This window comes from Pseudomonas sp. FP1762 (assembly GCF_030687105.1).
Classification (GTDB): Bacteria; Pseudomonadota; Gammaproteobacteria; order Pseudomonadales; family Pseudomonadaceae; genus Aquipseudomonas; species Aquipseudomonas siliginis.
Map to the genome: position 1 here is coordinate 3,942,365 of NZ_CP117458.1, position 18,412 is coordinate 3,960,776.

The following is an 18,412-nucleotide window of genomic DNA, read 5'->3' on the forward strand; positions in this document are numbered from 1 at the left end:
GGTTACAGCCCGGATGCCGGCAAACTCAGCCAGCGCCTGGATGCGGTAGATCAGGCCAGCGGCAGCGAGTTGCTGCGCCTGCTCGCCTCGAGCACTGGCGTGAGCAGCCTGCACAGCAATGGCCAGTTGAAAGTGCTGTCGCCGTTCCAGCCGATTCCCGATGGACCGGCGTGGGGTGTGTTGCTCGATGTGCCGGAGCAAGTCCTGGTCAGCCGTGCCGAAGCGCTCAAGCAGCAACTGGATGCGAGCAATACCTCAGGCACGCTGATCGAACTGAGCCTCGGCCTGTTCGCCGCCCTGATCGGTCTGCTGCTGGTGTGGCTGATGGCGCGCAGCGTGACCAAGCCGATCCTCGGTGTGGCGCACATGCTTGAAGACATCGCCAGCGGCGAAGGCGACCTGACCCGGCGCCTGGCCTACGACAAGCAGGACGAACTGGGCCAGTTGGCCGGTTGGTTCAACAAGTTCCTCGACAAGTTGCAACCGATCATTGCCGAGGTGAAGCGCTCGGTGCAGGACGCGCGCAACACTGCCGACCAGTCCTCGGCCATCGCCACCCAGACCAGCGCCGGCATGGAGCAGCAATACCGTCAGGTCGATCAGGTCGCCACCGCGTCCCACGAAATGAGCGCCACCGCCCAGGACGTCGCGCGCAGTGCCGCCCAGGCCGCCGAAGCCGCCAAGGACGCCGACCGCGCCACCCGCCAGGGTCTGACCGTGATCGACCACACCACCGCGAGCATCGACACCCTCGCCGCCGACATGAGCGCAGCGATGGTCCAGGTCGAAGGCCTGGCCGCCAACAGTGAGAAGATCGGCACGGTGCTGGAAACCATCCGCGCCATCGCCGAGCAGACCAACCTGCTCGCACTCAACGCCGCCATCGAAGCCGCCCGTGCCGGTGAAGCCGGACGCGGTTTTGCTGTGGTCGCCGATGAAGTGCGCAACCTCGCGCGCCGCACTCAGGAGTCGGTGGAGGAAACCCGCCAGGTCATCGAGCAATTGCAGAACGGCACGCAGGAAGTGGTCGGTGCGATGGGCAACAGCCATCGTCAGGCCCAGGGCAGCGTTGAGCAGGTGGGTCAGGCTGTCACGGCGTTGCGGCAGATCGGCGATGCGGTGACGGTGATCAGCGACATGAACCTGCAAATCGCCAGTGCCGCCGAAGAGCAGAGCGCAGTGGCTGAGGAGATCAACAACAACGTGGCGACGATTCGCGATGTGACCGAGTCGCTGTCCGGGCAGGCCAATGAATCGGCGCGCGTGAGCCAGTCGCTCAACAGCCTGGCGAATCAGCAGCAGCGGTTGATGGATCAGTTTCGCGTTTGATGCACAAGTGCGGGGTGTCAGTTCCAATCCCCCCTCACCCCAGCCCTCTCCCCCCAAGGGGCGAGGGGGAAAGGGAGCCGATCCTCATGCCATTCAAGTCCTGAGTTCGACTCGGATTTCAAGTGGGTGCATCTCTCAAGAACAACACAATCAGTCCCCTCTCCCTCTGGGAGAGGGTTAGGGTGAGGGGCTTTTCAAGGGCTCACCGCCGAGGCAGTTCAATCACCACTTTCAACCCGCCCCACTCGCTTTCGCCCAGCACCAGCAAGCCACCCCAGGTATCGACAATATCCCGCACGATCCCAAGGCCGAGCCCATGCCCGTGGGTCTGCTCATCCAGCCGCGTGCCACGGCTGAACACCTGAGACCGCTGCTCTTCGGGAATCCCCGGGCCGTCATCTTCCACGCTCAGAGCAAAGCCGTCAGACCGTTCGATCACACTCAAGCGCACTTCGGCATCCGCCCATTTGCAGGCGTTGTCGAGCAGGTTGCCGAGCAGTTCGAGCAAGTCCTCGCGATCCCACGGCAGTTGCAAGCCCGGCGGTGCGACGTAGCTCAGGGCCAGATGCTCGCCGTGAATCATGTTCAGCGTCGCCAGCAACCCTGGCAGCTCGGCATCGCAATCGAACAACGCGCCGGGCAGCGCATCCCCCGACAACCGCGCGCGATTGAGTTCGCGATTGAGGCGCTGCTGCACCTGCTCCAGTTGTTCCTTGAGAATCCTGCGCAGCTCGGGATGGTCATCAAGCTTGTCGCTGGAGGCCAGGCTGAGCAGCACCGCCAACGGGGTTTTCAGCGCGTGGCCAAGGTTGCCCAGGGCATTGCGCGAGCGCTTGAGGCTGTCTTCGGTGTGGGCGAGCAAATGGTTGATCTGCGCCACCAGCGGCTCCAGCTCCACCGGCACCTGATCGTCGAGTTGCGAGCGCTGGCCCTGCTGCAACTGAGCGATCTGCTCGCGCGCGCGTTCCAGCGGTTTCAGCGCGCGGCGCACGGTCAGGCGTTGCAGGAACAGGATCAACAGCAACGCCGCCAGCCCCAGACCGAGGCCGATCTGGCGCATGCGCTGAAAGCTGTCGCTGACCGGCGTGTAATCCTGGGCGACACTGATCGAGATCGATTGACCCAGGCGTCGATAGTCCGAGCGCAATATCAACAAGCGTTGCCCGCCCGGGCCCAGTTGCAGATTGCTGTGCAGCCCCGGGTGTTGCAGCAGCGGCAGTTCCTGATCCCACAGCGAGCGCGAACGCCAGTGGCTGTCGGAAAAATCGATGCGAAAGTAATGCCCGGAAAATGGTCGCTGATAGGCCGGCGACAGATGCCGTTCATCCAGTTGCAGACCTTGCGGGCCGCGCACCAGCGCAACCAGCAGGCTTTCGCTGTCGTTGCGCAGGCCGGCTTCGAGGTAGCGCTGCAAACCGACTTCGAACAACCACAGGCTGGTTTGCGCCAGTACCAGACCGACCACCACCATCACGCTGATCAGACCCAGGCTCAAACGGCGCTGGATTGATCTCATGAAGCTTGTCCGCCGAATAGGTATCCCTGACCGCGACGGGTTTCGATCACGCTTTTGCCGAGCTTGCGCCGCAGGTGATTGACGTGGACTTCGAGGACGTTGGAGTCACGCTCGGTCTCACCGTCGTAGAGGTGTTCGGCGAGGTGGCTTTTCGAGAGGATCTGCTCGGGGTGCAGCATGAAATAACGCAGCAGGCGGAATTCAGCGGCGGTCAGCTGGATGTCGGCGCCGTCGCGAACCACGCACTGGCGGCCTTCGTCCAGATGCAGGCCGGCGGCTTGCAGGGTCGGCTGGTTGGCCTGGCCCTTGGAGCGGCGCAACAGTGATTGAATGCGCAGGTACAGTTCTTCCGGGTGGAACGGTTTGGTCAGGTAATCGTCAGCGCCGGCCTTCAGCCCTTCGATGCGCTCGGCCCAGGAGTCGCGCGCGGTAAGGATCAGCACCGGAATCGCCAGACCGGCCGCGCGCCACTGCGCCAACACGTCCAGCCCCGGCACGCCGGGCAGGCCGAGATCGAGGATGATCAGGTCATAGGGCTCGCTGCTGCCCTGATACACCGCATCACGACCATCGGCCAGCCAATCCACCGCGTAGCCTTGGCGCTGCAGGCCGGCGAGCAATTCGTCGGCCAGCGGTACGTGGTCTTCCACCAGAAGCAAACGCATCGATCAATCTTCCTTGTCTTTGACTAACTCGCCGGTATCGGCCTTCAGGTGCAGCTCGCGCGCCACGCCTTCGACCGTCAGCAATTCGACTTCGTAAATGTACACGTCGTGTTTTTCTTCCAGCTCGACTTCCAGCAGTTTGGCGCCGGGGTAGCGATCCATGGCCTGCTGCAGCACTTGCTCCAGCGGCAGGATCACACCATCGCGACGCAGGGCCAGCGCCTCGTCCTGATCGAGGTCGCGAGCCATGGCCGTACTGCACAACAACACCAGCGCCAGCGCCGTCAGGCGGGTGGCGCGACTATTCAGCTTCATTACGTATCCTGATGATCCCTGAGCACTTCACCATCGACCGCGTTCAACTCCAGATCCCACTTCAGCCCTTTCGGGTCGCGCAGTTCGATCTGGTAAATGAACTTGCCGTACTCTTCCTCCAGCTCGGTCTCGGTGATTTCCGAACCGGGGTGTTTTTCCAGCGCGATGGCGTTGAGCTTCTCGAAGGAGACGATAGTACCAGCGTCGCGCAAACGAAGCGCTTCGTCAGGCCCGAGATCGCGCGCCAGCGCAGTGTTGGCGCCAAGGGCGAGGATCGAGGCAGTGGTCAGGGCAGTCAGGGTTTTCATGGTGTCTCCGAATTCTTATATGTTGCTTACGGTGGGCACCATAGCGAGGTCAACTTAACTGAAACTGAATGGCCATCATTGTGCCCCACTGTTGGCAAGATTCCCTGTGGGAGCGAGCCTGCTCGCGAAGACGGAGTGTCAGCTGCAGCGATGTTTCTGACCCGCCGCTTTCGCGAGCAGGCTCGCTCCCACACTGGTTTTGCGTCTGCCCCGTTTGTGGGACAGGCTCACTCCTACATGGGCCTGCAACATGTGCTTATAATCGCCAGCTTGCTAACGATCGAGACCGGTATGACCGCCATCCACATCAAGTTTCCCGCCCTCACCCTCAAGGCCGGCCCACGGGCCATGGCGCGGATTCGTGCGCAGGGTTTGCACGCCGCAGACGTCGGCACCCTGCCCGGTGCGGCCGGTGGGCCGAAGGCGTTGGGGATACAGGGGCTGGATCTGGCGTTGTTCGGCGAGTGGCTGCCGGGTGCGCCGCGTGAGCGTTCGCTGATCGGCGCCTCGGTGGGTTCCTGGCGCTTCGCCAGCGCCTGCCTGCCGGACGCCGCCGAAGGCATTCGCCGCCTCGGCCAGTTATACGCCGAGCAGCATTTCAACAAAGGCGTGACCATGGCCGAGATCAGTCAAAGCTCGCAGCGCATGCTCAACGACCTGCTCGACGGCCGCGATGCGAGCATTCTTGAAAACGCCGATTACCGCTTGAACATCATGGTGGTGAAAAGCCAGGGCCGCCTCGCCGAAGACCATCGCGGGCGCCTCGGTCTGGCACTAGGTTCAGTGATCGCCGACAACCTGCGCGGCCGTGCACGGCTGTCGCGACACTTTGAGCGGCTGATCATCCACGATCCACGCCTGGCGCCGCCGCTTGATGCCTTGACCGATTTCCCCTCGCGTTTCGTTGCGCTCAATACCGGCAACCTGCGCCAGGCCCTGCTCGCTTCCGGGTCGATTCCGATGGTCATGGAAGGGGTGCGCGACCTGCCCGGCGCCGGCGCGGGTACGTTCCGTGACGGCGGTTTGCTCGACTACCACCTCGACCTGCCCTACAGCGGCGACGGCATCGTGCTCTATCCGCACTTCACCGATCGGGTGATTCCCGGCTGGTTCGACAAGACGCTGCCATGGCGCCGCGCTTCGGTGCAGCGTCTGCAGGATGTGCTGCTGGTCGCGCCATCGAAGGAATATCTGGCGCGCCTGCCCTACGGCAAACTGCCCGATCGCAACGACTTCAAACGCTTCATGGGCGATGCGCCGGGCCGGCAGAAATACTGGCACACGGCGATGGACGAGAGCCGGAGACTGGGTGACGAATTCCTCGAGCTGACGGCCAACGGACGCCTCGCCGACCGCTTGCTGACCCTTTAGTCAGCACGGCCAAAGACAAGCTGATAAACTCGCCGCCTGCCCGAATCGCTGCGGCGAACGCCATCTGAACAGAGCCGAAAATACCGTGGAAATCTTCAAAGAGTTTACTTTCGAATCCGCCCACCGCCTGCCGCACGTCCCGGACGGCCACAAGTGCGGACGCCTGCACGGCCACTCATTCAAGGTCGCGCTGCACCTGAGCGGCGACCTCGATCCGCACACTGGCTGGATTCGCGATTTCTCCGAGATCAAAGCGATTTTCAAGCCGCTGTATGAGCGCCTCGACCACAACTACCTGAACGACATTCCTGGCCTGGAAAACCCGACCAGCGAAGTGCTGGCCAAATTCATCTGGAATGAGATGAAGCCATTGCTGCCGGAACTCAGCGCGATCCGCATTCATGAGACGTGCACCAGCGGCTGCATCTATCGCGGCGAATAAGCAACAGATCTCCCCGCCCCTGTGGGAGCGAGCCTGCTCGCGAAAGCGTCGTTCCAGTCAATTTATTCGGTGACTGACACTCCGTATTCGCGAGCAGGCTCGCTCCCACATTGGGCTCCTGGTGCTTTCAGTGCACTGCTTTTGCGCTGAAAACCCCAGTCGCGTCTCCACATTCGGTCACTTGCGCCGCTTGGCACGACCGCTGCAACCCTTCTGCGTCTTCCCCTTCCAGCAAGGACTGCCCCATGACGCAGAACGCCTCCGGCAACGATTACCCGCTCAGTGAAGTCCCCATGCACGCGCGCAAAGGCCTGGCCTCGACGGCGATGGTGTTACTGGGCTTCACGTTTTTCACTGCGACCATGTTTGCCGGCGGCAAGCTCGGGGTCGCGTTCGGTTTCGCCGAGATGATGGCGGTGATCATTGTTGGCAATCTGCTGCTGGGCCTTTACGCCGCAGGGCTGGGTTACATCGCCTTCAAGAGCGGCCTCAATTCGGTGCTGATGGGGCGTTTCTGTTTTGGCGAGGTCGGCAGCAAGCTCAGCGATCTGATTCTCGGCTTCACCCAGATTGGCTGGTACGCGTGGGGCACGGCGACGGCGGCGGTGGTGATCGGCAAGTATTTCAATCTCGATGAAAGCACCGTGCTGGTCCTGATGGTGCTGTTCGGCCTCGGCTTCTGCGCCACGGCGTACATCGGTTATCGCGGACTGGAAATTCTCTCGTACATCGCGGTGCCGGCGATGATGTTGCTGCTGATGCTGTCGATGTGGGCAGCGACCGTGAAAGTCGGTGGCTTCGAAGGCTTGCTCAGCGTGGTGCCGAGCGGTTCTCTGGACTGGTCGACAGCGATCACGCTGGTGTTCGGCACCTTCGTCAGCGGCGCAACGCAAGCCACCAACTGGACGCGATTTTCCCGCTCGGCAAAGGTGGCAGTGCTGGCCAGCCTGATCGGTTTTTTCATCGGCAACGGCCTGATGGTGCTGATCGGCGCATACGGCGCGATCGTCTATCAACAGCCGGATGTGGTTGAAGTGCTGCTGTTGCAGGGCTTCGCCATGGCCGCGATGGCCATGCTGTTGCTGAACATCTGGAGCACTCAGGACAACACCATCTACAACTTCGCCGTCGCCGGCTGCAACCTGCTGCGCACCGGGCGGCGCAAGACCGTGACCCTCGGTGGCGCGGTGATCGGCACTCTGCTCGCCCTGCTGGGCATGTACGACATGCTGGTGCCGTATCTCATCCTGCTCGGCACGGTGATTCCGCCGATTGGCGGGGTGATCATGGCTGACTTCTTCTACCGCTGGCGCGGGCACTATCCGCGTCTGGCCGACGCACGGTTGCCAGCGTTCAACTGGCCGGGCCTCGGGGCCTACGGGGTCGGAACCGTCGCTGCGTTCAGCTCGCCCTGGGTCGCGCCGCTGGTAGGCATTGCCGCTGCCGCGCTAACGTATGTCATCGTCACCGGTGTGCTGGGCGCCCGTCGCGTCAGCGCACCACTACAAGACCTATAAAAAGGATTTGCCTGATGCACATCATCAACGCCCGCCTGCGCAACCAGGAAGGCCTGCACGAATTGCACCTCGAAGACGGACTGATCCACAGCATCGCCCGTCAGACCGAAGCGCCGACCCTCGGCGCGGATGACCTCGATGCCGGCGGCAATCTGGTGGTGCCGCCCTTCGTCGAGCCGCACATCCACCTCGACGCCACCCTCACCGCCGGCGAGCCGCGCTGGAACATGAGCGGCACGCTGTTCGAAGGCATTGAATGCTGGGGCGAGCGCAAAGTCACCATCACCGAAGAAGACACCAAGACCCGCGCCAAGAAGACCATTCAGGCCCTGGCCGCCCACGGCATTCAGCACGTGCGCACCCACGTCGACGTCACCGACCCGCAACTCACCGCGCTCAAAGCCATGCTCGAAGTGCGTGAGGAAAGCCGTCACCTGATTGACCTGCAGATCGTCGCGTTCCCGCAGGAAGGCATCGAGTCGTTCCGCAACGGGCGCGAGCTGATGGAAGAGGCGATCCGCATGGGCGCTGACGTGGTCGGCGGCATTCCGCATTTCGAGTACACCCGCGATCAGGGCGTCAGCTCGGTGAAGTTCCTCATGGACCTGGCCGAGCGTACCGGCTGCCTGGTCGACGTGCACTGCGACGAGACTGACGATCCGCATTCACGTTTCCTTGAAGTGCTTGCCGAAGAAGCGCGCAGCCGCGACATGGGCGCCCGCGTCACCGCCAGCCACACCACGGCGATGGGCTCTTATGACAACGCCTACTGCGCCAAACTGTTCCGCCTGCTCGGCCATTCCGGGATCAGTTTTGTTTCCTGCCCGACCGAAAGCATTCATCTGCAAGGACGTTTCGACAACTTCCCGAAACGCCGGGGCGTGACCCGCGTCAACGAACTGCTCGAAGCCGGCATGAACGTGTGTTTCGGTCAGGATTCGATCGTCGACCCGTGGTATCCGCTGGGTAACGGCAACATCCTGCGCGTGCTTGAAGCGGGTTTGCACATCTGCCACATGCTCGGTTATCGCAACCTGCAAAGCGCGCTGGATCTGGTCACCGACAACAGCGCCAAAGCCATGCACCTGGGCGAGCGTTACGGACTCGAACAGGGCCGCCCGGCGAACCTGCTGATTCTCTCGGCGGACAGCGACTACGAAGTGATCCGCAGCCAAGGCCTGCCGCTGTATTCGATTCGCGGCGGCAAGGTGTTGATGAAGCGGCAGATGCCGGTGGTGGAGTTCAGTTGAGATTGCGCTGGGGCTGATGGCCTCATCGCTGGCAAGCCAGGCTCCCACAGGTTTTGTGTTGAGCACATGATTGGGCCCTCATGCAAAACCCTGTGGGAGCCTGGCTTGCCAGCGATAGCGTCGGCCGAGTCAATCCATCAACCGCGCCGTGCCAAACAATCTGACGCGCAGCAACTCCCCTTGCGAAACCTCAAGCAAAACCGGTGCGGTGCCACCCGGCATGACCACCCGCACTTCACCCGCCTCGACCCAACCCACCCGCCACGCAGCACACGCCACTGCGCTGGCGCTGGTGCCGGATGACGCGGTCGGTCCCTCACCACGTTCGAATACCCGGGCGAGGATTTGCTGCGGCGACGCCAGCGCGGCCCATTGCAGATTGACGCCCGCCGGGCAGGGATTGCCGGCACCGGTGGGCATGGCATAGGCAATTGCCGTCAGCCTTTCGTTCAGCGGTGATTCAAGCATCTGCTCGTTACTCGGCAACATGGCCGGATCGCTTAGCAGCGTCACGCAATGCGGATTGCCGATGCGTACGAACTGGCTGCGCTCCCAGTCAGGATCGAGTTGTGCCAGGGGCTGGACATGGCTGACGTCGCGATTGTTGAACTGAACGCTTTCAACCGTATGCGCACCCACAACCTCCGGGCCAAATTTGGGCTGACCGAGGTCGAGCCAGAAACCGCGCACGCCTTCGACTTCGGCTGGTGTCACCGCCGTTTCCAGCGCTTCGCCCTTGTCATGATGAACGCGCAGCATGGCGCCCTGCTCCGGCATCAAGCCTTGCTCGGTCAAGGCCTGAGAAAAAATCGTCAGACCGTTACCGCTGCGCTCGGCGAGGCTGCCGTCAGTGTTGACGATCAGCACATCGAACGGCGCAGATGCCTGGAACGGGCCGATCAGCAGGCCGTCGCTGCGGTGGGGTTTGCTGTTGGCCGGACGCTGGCCTTCCGGCCAATCGCAGCACAGGGCGATGGCGGCTTCGCTCCATTGCTGCCGAGACCCGGCGCACTCGGCGGCGCTGGCCGGCAAAGCAATCCCGGCCTCGCGCAACGCTTGGGGTGAGACCACGGCGTAGATATTGCCGCGTGCGTCGTAGAACGTCGTCATGCCTTGTTCCCATATTCCATGCTGGCGAAAATCCGACTGTAAACCGCAAACCAGTGTGGGAGCGAGCCTGCTCGCGAAGGCGGTGCGTCAGTCGACAATTCCATATTTGACCCACCGCTTTCGCGAGCAGGCTCGCTCCCACAGGGTAGGATGTTCACCGTTATGCCCCGAAAGGCCTGAGATCGAACCTCAACGCCGTCAGAATGTCACTCGGGATGCAGTTGTTTTTTTGCCAAGGATCGATATGACCAGCCTCAACCCCCAAGACACGTTCGTCCCCGGACGTCTGCAACAGATGTCCACCCGCGTCGCTTTTTTCATCGCTGGCCTCGGCATCGCCGCCTGGGCGCCGCTGGTGCCGTATGCCAAGGCGCGGGCCGGGCTGGATGAGGGCACGCTGGGGTTATTGCTGTTGTGCCTGGGCGTCGGCTCGATTCTGGCGATGCCGCTGGCGGGGATTCTTGCCACACGTTTTGGTTGCCGACGTGTAGCAACCGCCGGCACCTTGTTGATCTGCGCGGCACTGCCGTTGCTGGCGACGGTGTCATCGATCCCGGCGCTGATCGCCACGCTGTTCATGTTCGGCGCCGGTCTCGGCACGGTGGATTCGACGGTGAACCTGCAAGCAGTGATCGTTGAACGCGCCAGCGGCAAGCACATGATGTCGGGGTTCCACGGCCTGTTCAGCCTCGGCGGCATCGTCGGTGCGGCGGGTGTCAGCGCCCTGCTCGGCCTCGGCCTGACACCGCTGGCGGCGATGCTGGTGGTAGTGGTTTTGCTGATCGGCGCCTTGCTCAAGTGCGTGCCGCACATGTTGCCCTACGGCAGCGAAAGCTCCGGCCCGGCGTTCGCCATTCCCCATGGCATCGTGCTGTTTATCGGCGGCATGTGCTTCATCGTGTTCCTCACCGAAGGCGCGGCGCTGGACTGGAGCGCAGTGTTCCTCGCTCAGGAACGCGGGATCGACACGGCTTATGCGGGAATGGGTTACGCAGCGTTTGCCCTGACCATGACCGTCGGCCGTCTGCTTGGTGATCGCATAGTGCGCAAGCTGGGGGCTACGCGGATCATTCTGTTCGGCGGTCTGTTGGCGGCGGCGGGACTGTTTCTCGCCACCTTCGCGCCGAGCTGGCAAGCGGCGCTGCTCGGTTATGCGCTGGTCGGCGCCGGTTGCTCGAACATCGTGCCGGTGCTGTACACGGCGGTGGGCAAACAAACGGTGATGCCGGAGAGCATCGCGGTGCCGGCGATTACCACGCTGGGTTATGCAGGGATTCTCGCCGGGCCGGCAGTGATCGGTTTTGTCGCCCATGCCAGCAGCCTGAGTTTTGCCTTTGGACTGATGGCGGTATTGCTGGTGGCTGTGGCGATCGGCGGCAAAGTCCTCAAGGTCTGAAAGCTTCGCGAGCAGGCTCGCTCCCACAGGGTTTCAGTGGTCCATGTGGGAGCGAGCCTGCTCGCGAAGGAGGCACCGCGCTCTATCAGAAGCCGACGCTGGCCTGCACGAAGAACGTGCGCGGTGCGCCGACATACATCCCCGAGTTGTTGTCGCTGGAGCGGGTGAAGTACTGCTTGTCGAAGACGTTCTTCACCCCGGCACCAAGCTTGAGGTTCGACACCTGCGGACCAAAGTCATAACCGCCGCGCACGTTCCAGGTCACGTAACCCGGGATGTCGCCGTACTGCCCGTCTGCTGTGCCTTCGGTGATGTAGTTGCCATTGAAGCTGCCATCCGCATTCACACCGGTGCCCGGCGAACGCTGTTTCGATTGGGCAAAGCCGTCGATGTTCCAGGTCCAGCGGTTGATGTCGTAACGCAAACCGACTGTCGCAACCTGCCGCGAATAGAACGGCAGATCGCGGCCCTTGAAGCCGGGGATCTCGCCTTTATAAGTGGCGCGGGTGTAGGTGAGCCCGGCGTTGGCGGTCAGGCCATCGAGGCGCGGGTCGAGTGCAGCCATGTCGTAATGCACCGAGGCTTCAATGCCCTGGTGCTTGGTCGCGCCGAGGTTGGTCCAGCCGACGTCGTTGCTGATGTATTGCAGCTCGTCATCGAAATCGATGTAGAACAGCGTCACCTCGCCGCCCCAGACATCATCGTTGTAGCGCGTGCCGATCTCGTAGGTCTTGGCCTTTTCCGGCTCCAGACCGTTGGCGGTGCTGTCTCCGGAACCGCCCTGGCCGAGCTGGAAATATTGCAAGCTGCCGAACGAGGTTTCGTAGTTGGCGAACAGCTTCCAGGCATCGGACAGGTGATACATCACGCTCAGCGCCGGCAGCGGTTCGTTGCTTTCGATGCTGCGGTTTTTCTCCGGTACCGGGCGGCCAGCGGTGTCGAGCACGGCGCGGTCGTGCCAATCGGTGCTGATGTGTTCGAAGCGAATGCCCGGGGTGATGGTCCAGTTGCCGACGTCGATCTTGTTGTCGACATACACCGAATTGGCCTCGGTGCCACCGGTGCGATCCTGGAACACATGGCCGTCGGAGGTCGGCGTGACCACCGGCTGGTTGTTGACCAGCGCCAGACGACTCGATTCTTCGTGCATCGCCTCTTTCAGATAGCGATAACCGACGCTGACTTCCTGGGTGGTCGGGCCTACATCGAACACCCGCGACACGCGCGGTTCGATGCCCAAGGTGTAGTAGGAACGCGGGTATGAGCTGAGGGTGCGCTGATCGCGCGCGGCGATGGTGCTGCCGCGAAAGCTGTCGGTGTAGTAGGTGAGAATTTCTGCCTGGGTGCGCTCGTCGATCTGGCGGATCCACTTGAACGACACGTCTTTGCGCCGGCCTGTGAACTGGTCGTAGTCACGCACCGACTCGTACGGTTTGTCATCGTACTGACGCTGAGTCAGGCCACCCGGCATGTCGGCACTGGCGTCGTAGTAGTGGAAGTTGAGGCTGAAATCGTCCTTATCGGTCGGCGCCCAATGCGTCTTGAGCAGCACGTCGTCGATGTCATTGCCGTTGTTGCGCTCGCGATAACCGTGACCGTTGACGCCGGAGTACAGCAGCGCGACGCCCATGCCGTTGTCGGCGGTGCCACCGACGAACGCGGTGTCGATGTGTTTCCAGCCGCCGTACTGCGTGGTTTCCAGGGTGGTGCCGATTTCGCCGGTGGTTTTCTCCGGAATCGCGCGGGTCACGAAGTTGATCACGCCGCCGACGTTCTGCGGCCCGTAGCGCACGGAACCGGCGCCGCGCACGACGTCGATGCTGTCGAGATTGCCCGAGGAAATCGGCGCCATCGACAGTTGCGGCTGGCCGTAAGGCGCGAACGCCGCTGGCACGCCATCGATCAAAACAGTCGAGCGTGGCGACAGGCGCGAAGTCAGACCGCGCACGCCGACGTTGAGGGAAATATCACTGCCGCCGGTGCCATTGGAGTCCTGCACCTGCACGCCAGGCACGCGCTTGAGCACGTCGCTGACGTTCATCGCGCCCTGCTCGACCATCGCTTCGCGGCGAATCACCGTGCGTGCGCCGGGGTGGTTCTGCACCACCGCAGCGTCCGCGTCACCGAGCCAGTCGCCGACCACTTTGATGTCGGTCACACCCAGTTCCAGCGGGCCGTTGCTGGCTGCGGAAGTGGCGGCCGGGGCGAGCGTCACCGAGCCTTCGCTGATCTGATAATCGAGGCCGCTGCCTTGCAGCAACTGCCGCAGCGCCTGCTCTGGCGAAAGGTCGCCGTCTACCGCTGGAGCTTGTTTGCCGGCCACCAGCTCGGGGCTGAAAAACACCTGCAGCGAGGTTTGCTGGCCCAGTTCGCTCAAGGCCTGGCCCAGCGGTTGCGCGCGGATATGAATGGCTTCAGCGGCAAACGCCAACGGCATCGCGGCAATGACCGCGAGCGCCAAGGCCAGTGGCAACCAAGGGGATTTTTTATTGGGGGTTGTGATGTTCACGTCGTACGGAGTCCTGTGGATCGCAAGAGTGTGCGGCTGTTAATGCAAACCAGTTGCAGTTGAACAGGAAGACGATGAGCGGGGAAAAAACCTGAATGCTATCTGGAAATTATTTCCTGACTGCCATCGGCAAGGGTGCGCACCGTCACCGGCAGGATGCTCGGCAAGGCTTTGAGCAAGGCGTCGGTGTCGTCGGATTTGAACACGCTGGTCAGGCGCAGGCTGGCCACATTCGGCTGGGATACCGTCAGCGGTTTGTCGCGATAGCGCGATACTTCCACCGCTACTTCGCTGAGGCTGGCGTTGTTGAATACCAGTTTGCCGTTGCGCCATGCGGTCAGCTGCGCCGGGTTGACCGCGTAAGCCGGCAGCACTTGGCCTTGGGCATCGACCGCAGTGCCGAGGCCTGCGGTGAGGTTGATGAACTCGTTGTCCGGGGCAGCACTTCCCTGCACCTTCACCGTGCCCTGCTCCACCGCCACGCGGGTTTGCGTGGCATCGCGGCGCACATCGAAACGCGTACCGGTGACCGTGACCCTGCCGCTGCCGGCTTCGACAATAAACGGACGCGAGGCGTCGTGTTCAACGCTGAACATCGCCTCGCCCGCGCTCAATTCGATCACCCGTCGATCCTGCTCATAACGCACCTGCAAGCGGCTGCGACTGTTCAGATCGATCACCGAACCGTCCGGCAACGCCACATGTTTGCGCTCGCCCGGCGCCGTGGCGAATTCAGCGCGGTAACCGCCTGGATGATTCAGCCCGCTGAACAGGCCAAGCCCCAGCGCCACGGCCAGAACACTCGCGGCGACGGCATAACGCAGCATCGGCCGACGTTGGCGGCGAGCTGGCGGAGTTTCGGCAAGGGCCTGCAGACGCGACGTCGGCAGCAGATCAGCAGCCGCCCACAAGTCCTGTAGCAGCTGGAATTCTGCACGGTGCTGCGGATGCTCGTTCAGCCAGGCCTCGAAGCGCTGCCGTTGCTCGACGCTGACATTCGGCTCCTGCAATCGCACGAACCATGCCGCCGCCTCGTCACGCACCGCCGCTTGCCCACAGGCGCAATCTCTCGTCTCCATCATGGAATATTCTGTCCGGCTGAGGTTGAGAGCAGGCAGGCCCCCCTGTAGGAGCTGCCGAAGGCTGCGATCTTTTCGACGTCACACGTCATCATGACTGCAAGCCATCCAGCCGCTCACGCAGATGGCGCAGGGTGCGGATCATATACTTTTCGACCATGTTCTTGGACAGCCCCAGGCGTTCGGCGATTTCTGCCTGCGTCAGGCCTTCGATCTTCTGCCATACAAAGATCTTGCGGCAGTTGAGCGGCAGCTCGGTGAGCGCGCGTTCGATGGAATCGGCCAACTGGATCGCGTGCATGTAATGCTCCGGATCGCCCGCCGACGACGCACTGTCCTCGACCGCCTCCGCCTCCATGACGCCCCGCCGGTCCTCACGCCGATAACCATCAACGGCGATATTGCGCGCGGTCTGATGCAAATACGCACGCGGCTGCTGCACCGCCGCCGAATCCGCCTCGAGCACCCGCACAAAGGTGTCGTGCGCCAGATCCTCGGCCTGCGCGCGATTGCGCAGGCGACGAGTCCAGGTGCCGATCAACTCTTCGTAATGCTCGAAAAAGCCGGATCTGCGGGAGCGCATGGGGGATGGGCGGCGTGGTGAGAAAGGGGCGTGAATAGTAATGCTTCGTATTAATACAAAGCAATGCACGCTGTGATGGTGTTCTTGATGCGCAAGGTACAAGCACCGACGACGCCGAGCTCCGATGGGCATTGAATAGGACCCTGTGGGAGCGAGCCTGCTCGCGAATGCGGTATGTCAGCAACGATGATGGTGACTGACACGTCGCCTTCGCGAGCAGGCTCGCTCCCACAAGGTAAAAGCGTGAATGTCTCAGGCCTGCGGCAGTTTGCGGAAGCCCACTGCCAGGCGATTCCAGCCGTTGATGGTGTTGATCGCCACCGTCAGGTCAACCAGTTCCTTCGGCGAAAACTGCGCAGCGACGACTTCATAGTCTTCGTCCGGCGCGTGGGTCAGGCTCAGTTGCGTCAGCGACTCGGTCCACAGCAGTGCGGCACGTTCACGCTCGCTGAAGAACGGCGCTTCCCGCCATGCTGTCACGGCGAACAGGCGGCGTGGGGTTTCGCCGTCCTTGATCGCGTCGGCGGTGTGCATGTCGATGCAGAATGCGCAGCCGTTGATCTGTGAAGAGCGCAGCTTGACCAGTTCGAGCAGGCTCTTTTCCAGCGACAGTTTCGAGACGGCATTTTCCAGCGCCATCATCGCTTTCATGGCATCGGGGGAAGCGGTGTAGAAATCGGCACGAGGTTGCATGGTGGGCTCCGGGGTAGCGATTGAATGTGTGGCTACGTTAGTCCCCGGGGGTGGTTCGGCAAATAGCCAATATTGCAGAAGAACGGTAGGCCACTTGGCGCGGCGACTGACCGCTCGTCACTCGACGGGCACCAAGGTTTCAGTGCGCCTGACCAATATCAGGTAATCCCCTTTATCAGGAGACGTACCATGATGACGCGCAAATTCACTTCGTTATTGTTGGCCGGCCTGCTCGCCACGGCATCCGCCGCCAGCTTCGCTGCCAACGACAGCACCGATGCGACGGGCACCAAGTCCGGCGGCGCCAGCAGTTCAACCATGCCGCCAGACAGCACGCCGGGCTCGCCTTCCGTTGACAGCAATTCGGGTGGAACCAATAACGGAACTGGCACAGGAACCGGGACAGGGACAGGGACAGGAACTGGTTCGGGCATGGGCACTGGCACGGGCACCAATGGCGGCGCCAGTGGTTCGGGTTCCGGCGCGGGTGGCGGCACCGGCTCGGCCGGCGGCGGCACGGGTGGTGCGGGCGGTGGCACGGGCAGCTGAACGAACAAGAGCCATCCCAGATAGTCCTGCTTACATCAGGACCCAATGTGGGAGCGAGCCTGCTCGCGAAAGCGGTCTGTCAGCCAACCTTGATGCAAGCTGACACACCGATTCGCGAGCAGGCTCGCTCCCACTTCTGATGTCTGTTGATTGAAAAAAAATCAGCGATCCGAACGCATCAGCTCGGCAAAACCCTCTTCAGCTGTAAACACCGCCGCGCGATTGCGCCCGGCATTTTTCGCCTCATACAAAGCCGCGTCCGCGCGCTGGATAAACACCTGCGGGCTGTCGTTGCCATGCGGAATGAATGAATAACAGCCCAGGCTCACGGTGAGATAACCGGTCGGCGAGCCGCTGTGGATGATGTGCTTGTCGATCACGCTGCGGCGAATCTGCCCGGCTATCGCCAGCGCGCCGTTGATGTCCGTGTCCGGCAACAGCACGGCAAACTCTTCGCCGCCATAACGCACCGCCAGATCCGACTTGCGCTGGCAGCAGGCCTTCACCACTTGCGCAACCTGCGCCAGGCATTGATCGCCGGCGACATGTCCGTAAGCGTCTTTGTAGCGCTTGAAGAAATCGATATCGAGCATGATCAGGCTGACCGGACTGACCTGGCGCGCGCCCCGGGCAAATTCGATGTCCAGCGAGCGCTCGAACAAGCGCCGATTGGCAAGTCCCGTGAGGCTGTCGTGGGTGGCGATCTGCTCCAGCGCCAGTTGCGCCTTGCGCAGGTTTTTCTCGATACGCTCGCCGTCGCGCACTTGATGAATGAACACCCAGCCGAACAGGCCAACCCCGAGGATCACCAGCGCGACAATTACGCTGGACTGGAAGGCGCGGTCATACCAGCCCTGCAGAATCGTGTCTTGAGACGTCGCAGCAGAGACCACCAGCGGATACGAGGCGAGCTGTCGATAGCCATACAAGCGGGTCACGCCGTCGACCACGGAGTTGAGCATCGCGGTGCCAGCGTTAGCGTTCGGCAGCAGGGTTTGATAGATCTCGCCGTGGGCCACCGAGGTGTTGATCAACGACTCATCAAAGGGCCGTCGCGCCAGCAAGGTGCCGTCGGTCAGCGCCAGAAACATGATGCCGCTGTCATCGAGGCTGAAGCTTTTGAAGAACTGATCGAAGTAGGACATGCGGATGCCCGCCATCAGCACGCCCTGAAAGTTGCCGAGCTGGTCGTTGACGCGTCTGGAAATCGGAATGATCCACTCGCCGTTTTCGCGGCTGCGAATCGCCGGGCCGATGTGCGCAACCGTCGAAGCATTCTGCTGATGGAACTTGAAATATTCGCGATCGGCCACGCCATTGCCACGAGGCAGATCGGCGAACGAAGTAATGACCCACTGCCCTTCGCGATCGAAGAGAAAGATGCCATGCAACTGATCCAGTTGCTGCGCGCGGCGGGCAAAGATCCGCTGCAACCGAGGGCGCTGCGACGCCCCGTAACCATCGTCCTGAATCCAGTCGACCAGGCTGGTCATCACCAGATCCGCTGCACGCACAGTGTCTTCGGCCTGCTGCGCCATGGCCCGGGTCAGGTTGCCCGAAGCCATTTTCGCCACCGCCAGATCCTGACGCCGCGACTGCTCCAGTTGCAGGTACAGCAGACCGCACAGGCACAGGCTCACCGCAACGATAAACAGCACCGCCGCTTTGCGTAGCGGCAGGCGCTTGAGCGTGCCGGGGGCTTGATGCGGATCGTGATTGGGGATTGGCAAAAGCATGTCCTGGGCAGGTACGACAGGGGCGCGAGCCCGAAACCCTTGTA

Annotated in this window: 17 protein-coding genes and 1 pseudogene; 8 read left to right on the plus strand and 10 right to left on the minus strand. The window is 62.2% G+C overall.

Annotated elements, in window-relative coordinates; all coding sequences use genetic code 11:
• Window positions 1–366: 366 nt before the first annotated feature.
• A pseudogene (locus tag PSH90_RS27555) lies at window positions 367–423 on the plus strand (hypothetical protein); the annotation flags it as partial.
• 201 nt (window positions 424–624) lie between these two features.
• On the plus strand, window positions 625–1,329 hold the full coding sequence (locus tag PSH90_RS27560; RefSeq protein ID WP_370695146.1) for a methyl-accepting chemotaxis protein: 705 nt from the start codon (window positions 625–627) through the stop codon (window positions 1,327–1,329).
• A gap of 202 nt (window positions 1,330–1,531) precedes the next feature.
• On the opposite strand, the gene PSH90_RS17470 is transcribed toward PSH90_RS27560, so the two are convergent.
• Genes PSH90_RS17470 through PSH90_RS17485 form a run of 4 tightly spaced genes read right to left on the minus strand, consistent with a single transcriptional unit; the run spans window position 1,532 to window position 4,133 of the window.
• Window positions 1,532–2,845: a sensor histidine kinase gene (locus PSH90_RS17470; RefSeq protein ID WP_076563606.1), complete on the minus strand. Its 1,314-nt coding sequence runs from the start codon at window positions 2,843–2,845 to the stop codon at window positions 1,532–1,534.
• Window positions 2,842–3,510, minus strand: a complete 669-nt coding sequence (locus PSH90_RS17475) for a response regulator transcription factor (RefSeq protein ID WP_016775412.1) — start codon at window positions 3,508–3,510, stop codon at window positions 2,842–2,844. Before PSH90_RS17475 ends, PSH90_RS17470 begins: the two co-directional genes overlap by 4 nt.
• Window positions 3,511–3,513: 3 nt before the next feature.
• The gene (locus PSH90_RS17480) at window positions 3,514–3,825 is read right to left on the minus strand and encodes a PepSY domain-containing protein (protein WP_016775413.1); all 312 of its coding nucleotides are present in this window, start codon (window positions 3,823–3,825) and stop codon (window positions 3,514–3,516) included.
• Window positions 3,825–4,133, minus strand: coding sequence for a PepSY domain-containing protein (locus PSH90_RS17485; protein ID WP_305381158.1), 309 nt, complete (start codon window positions 4,131–4,133; stop codon window positions 3,825–3,827). Before PSH90_RS17485 ends, PSH90_RS17480 begins: the two co-directional genes overlap by 1 nt.
• A gap of 291 nt (window positions 4,134–4,424) precedes the next feature.
• Here PSH90_RS17485 and PSH90_RS17490 point away from each other — a divergent pair, with 291 nt between their 5' ends.
• The 4 genes from PSH90_RS17490 (at window position 4,425) to codA (ending at window position 8,713) form a co-directional block, all read left to right on the plus strand.
• Complete coding sequence (locus PSH90_RS17490; protein WP_305381160.1) at window positions 4,425–5,504, plus strand: patatin-like phospholipase family protein; 1,080 nt, start codon at window positions 4,425–4,427, stop codon at window positions 5,502–5,504.
• Window positions 5,505–5,589: 85 nt separating this feature from the next.
• On the plus strand, window positions 5,590–5,946 hold the full coding sequence (gene queD / locus PSH90_RS17495) for a 6-carboxytetrahydropterin synthase QueD (RefSeq protein WP_007915588.1): 357 nt from the start codon (window positions 5,590–5,592) through the stop codon (window positions 5,944–5,946).
• A 245-nt stretch (window positions 5,947–6,191) separates the two neighbouring features.
• Window positions 6,192–7,463 carry a cytosine permease gene (codB, locus tag PSH90_RS17505; RefSeq protein ID WP_056791386.1) on the plus strand — a complete coding sequence of 424 codons (1,272 nt, stop codon included), beginning with the start codon at window positions 6,192–6,194 and terminating at the stop codon, window positions 7,461–7,463.
• 14 nt (window positions 7,464–7,477) lie between these two features.
• Window positions 7,478–8,713 carry a cytosine deaminase gene (codA, locus tag PSH90_RS17510; RefSeq protein ID WP_039763460.1) on the plus strand — a complete coding sequence of 412 codons (1,236 nt, stop codon included), beginning with the start codon at window positions 7,478–7,480 and terminating at the stop codon, window positions 8,711–8,713.
• A gap of 129 nt (window positions 8,714–8,842) precedes the next feature.
• On the opposite strand, the gene PSH90_RS17515 is transcribed toward codA, so the two are convergent.
• Window positions 8,843–9,823, minus strand: coding sequence for a diaminopimelate epimerase (locus tag PSH90_RS17515; protein ID WP_305381161.1), 981 nt, complete (start codon window positions 9,821–9,823; stop codon window positions 8,843–8,845).
• A 244-nt stretch (window positions 9,824–10,067) separates the two neighbouring features.
• Between PSH90_RS17515 and PSH90_RS17520 the strand changes: the two genes are divergently transcribed.
• The gene (locus PSH90_RS17520; RefSeq protein WP_150634866.1) at window positions 10,068–11,219 is read left to right on the plus strand and encodes an MFS transporter; all 1,152 of its coding nucleotides are present in this window, start codon (window positions 10,068–10,070) and stop codon (window positions 11,217–11,219) included.
• A gap of 85 nt (window positions 11,220–11,304) precedes the next feature.
• Here PSH90_RS17520 and PSH90_RS17525 read toward each other — a convergent pair whose 3' ends face one another.
• The 4 genes from PSH90_RS17525 to PSH90_RS17540 form a co-directional block, all read right to left on the minus strand.
• Window positions 11,305–13,728 (minus strand): TonB-dependent receptor, encoded by a 2,424-nt coding sequence (locus PSH90_RS17525; protein WP_305381162.1) that lies wholly within the window; start codon window positions 13,726–13,728, stop codon window positions 11,305–11,307.
• Between the two features lie 98 nt (window positions 13,729–13,826).
• A complete protein-coding gene (locus PSH90_RS17530) occupies window positions 13,827–14,810 on the minus strand; it encodes a FecR family protein (protein WP_305381164.1) in 984 nt (327 codons plus the stop codon).
• Window positions 14,811–14,898: 88 nt separating this feature from the next.
• Window positions 14,899–15,390, minus strand: coding sequence for a sigma-70 family RNA polymerase sigma factor (locus tag PSH90_RS17535; RefSeq protein WP_252878582.1), 492 nt, complete (start codon window positions 15,388–15,390; stop codon window positions 14,899–14,901).
• A gap of 252 nt (window positions 15,391–15,642) precedes the next feature.
• Window positions 15,643–16,083: a carboxymuconolactone decarboxylase family protein gene (locus PSH90_RS17540; RefSeq protein ID WP_016775423.1), complete on the minus strand. Its 441-nt coding sequence runs from the start codon at window positions 16,081–16,083 to the stop codon at window positions 15,643–15,645.
• A gap of 189 nt (window positions 16,084–16,272) precedes the next feature.
• Here PSH90_RS17540 and PSH90_RS17545 point away from each other — a divergent pair, with 189 nt between their 5' ends.
• Window positions 16,273–16,632 carry a hypothetical protein gene (locus PSH90_RS17545; RefSeq protein WP_095182427.1) on the plus strand — a complete coding sequence of 120 codons (360 nt, stop codon included), beginning with the start codon at window positions 16,273–16,275 and terminating at the stop codon, window positions 16,630–16,632.
• A 161-nt stretch (window positions 16,633–16,793) separates the two neighbouring features.
• Here PSH90_RS17545 and PSH90_RS17550 read toward each other — a convergent pair whose 3' ends face one another.
• Window positions 16,794–18,362: a sensor domain-containing diguanylate cyclase gene (locus PSH90_RS17550; RefSeq protein ID WP_305381166.1), complete on the minus strand. Its 1,569-nt coding sequence runs from the start codon at window positions 18,360–18,362 to the stop codon at window positions 16,794–16,796.
• Window positions 18,363–18,412: the final 50 nt, after the last annotated feature.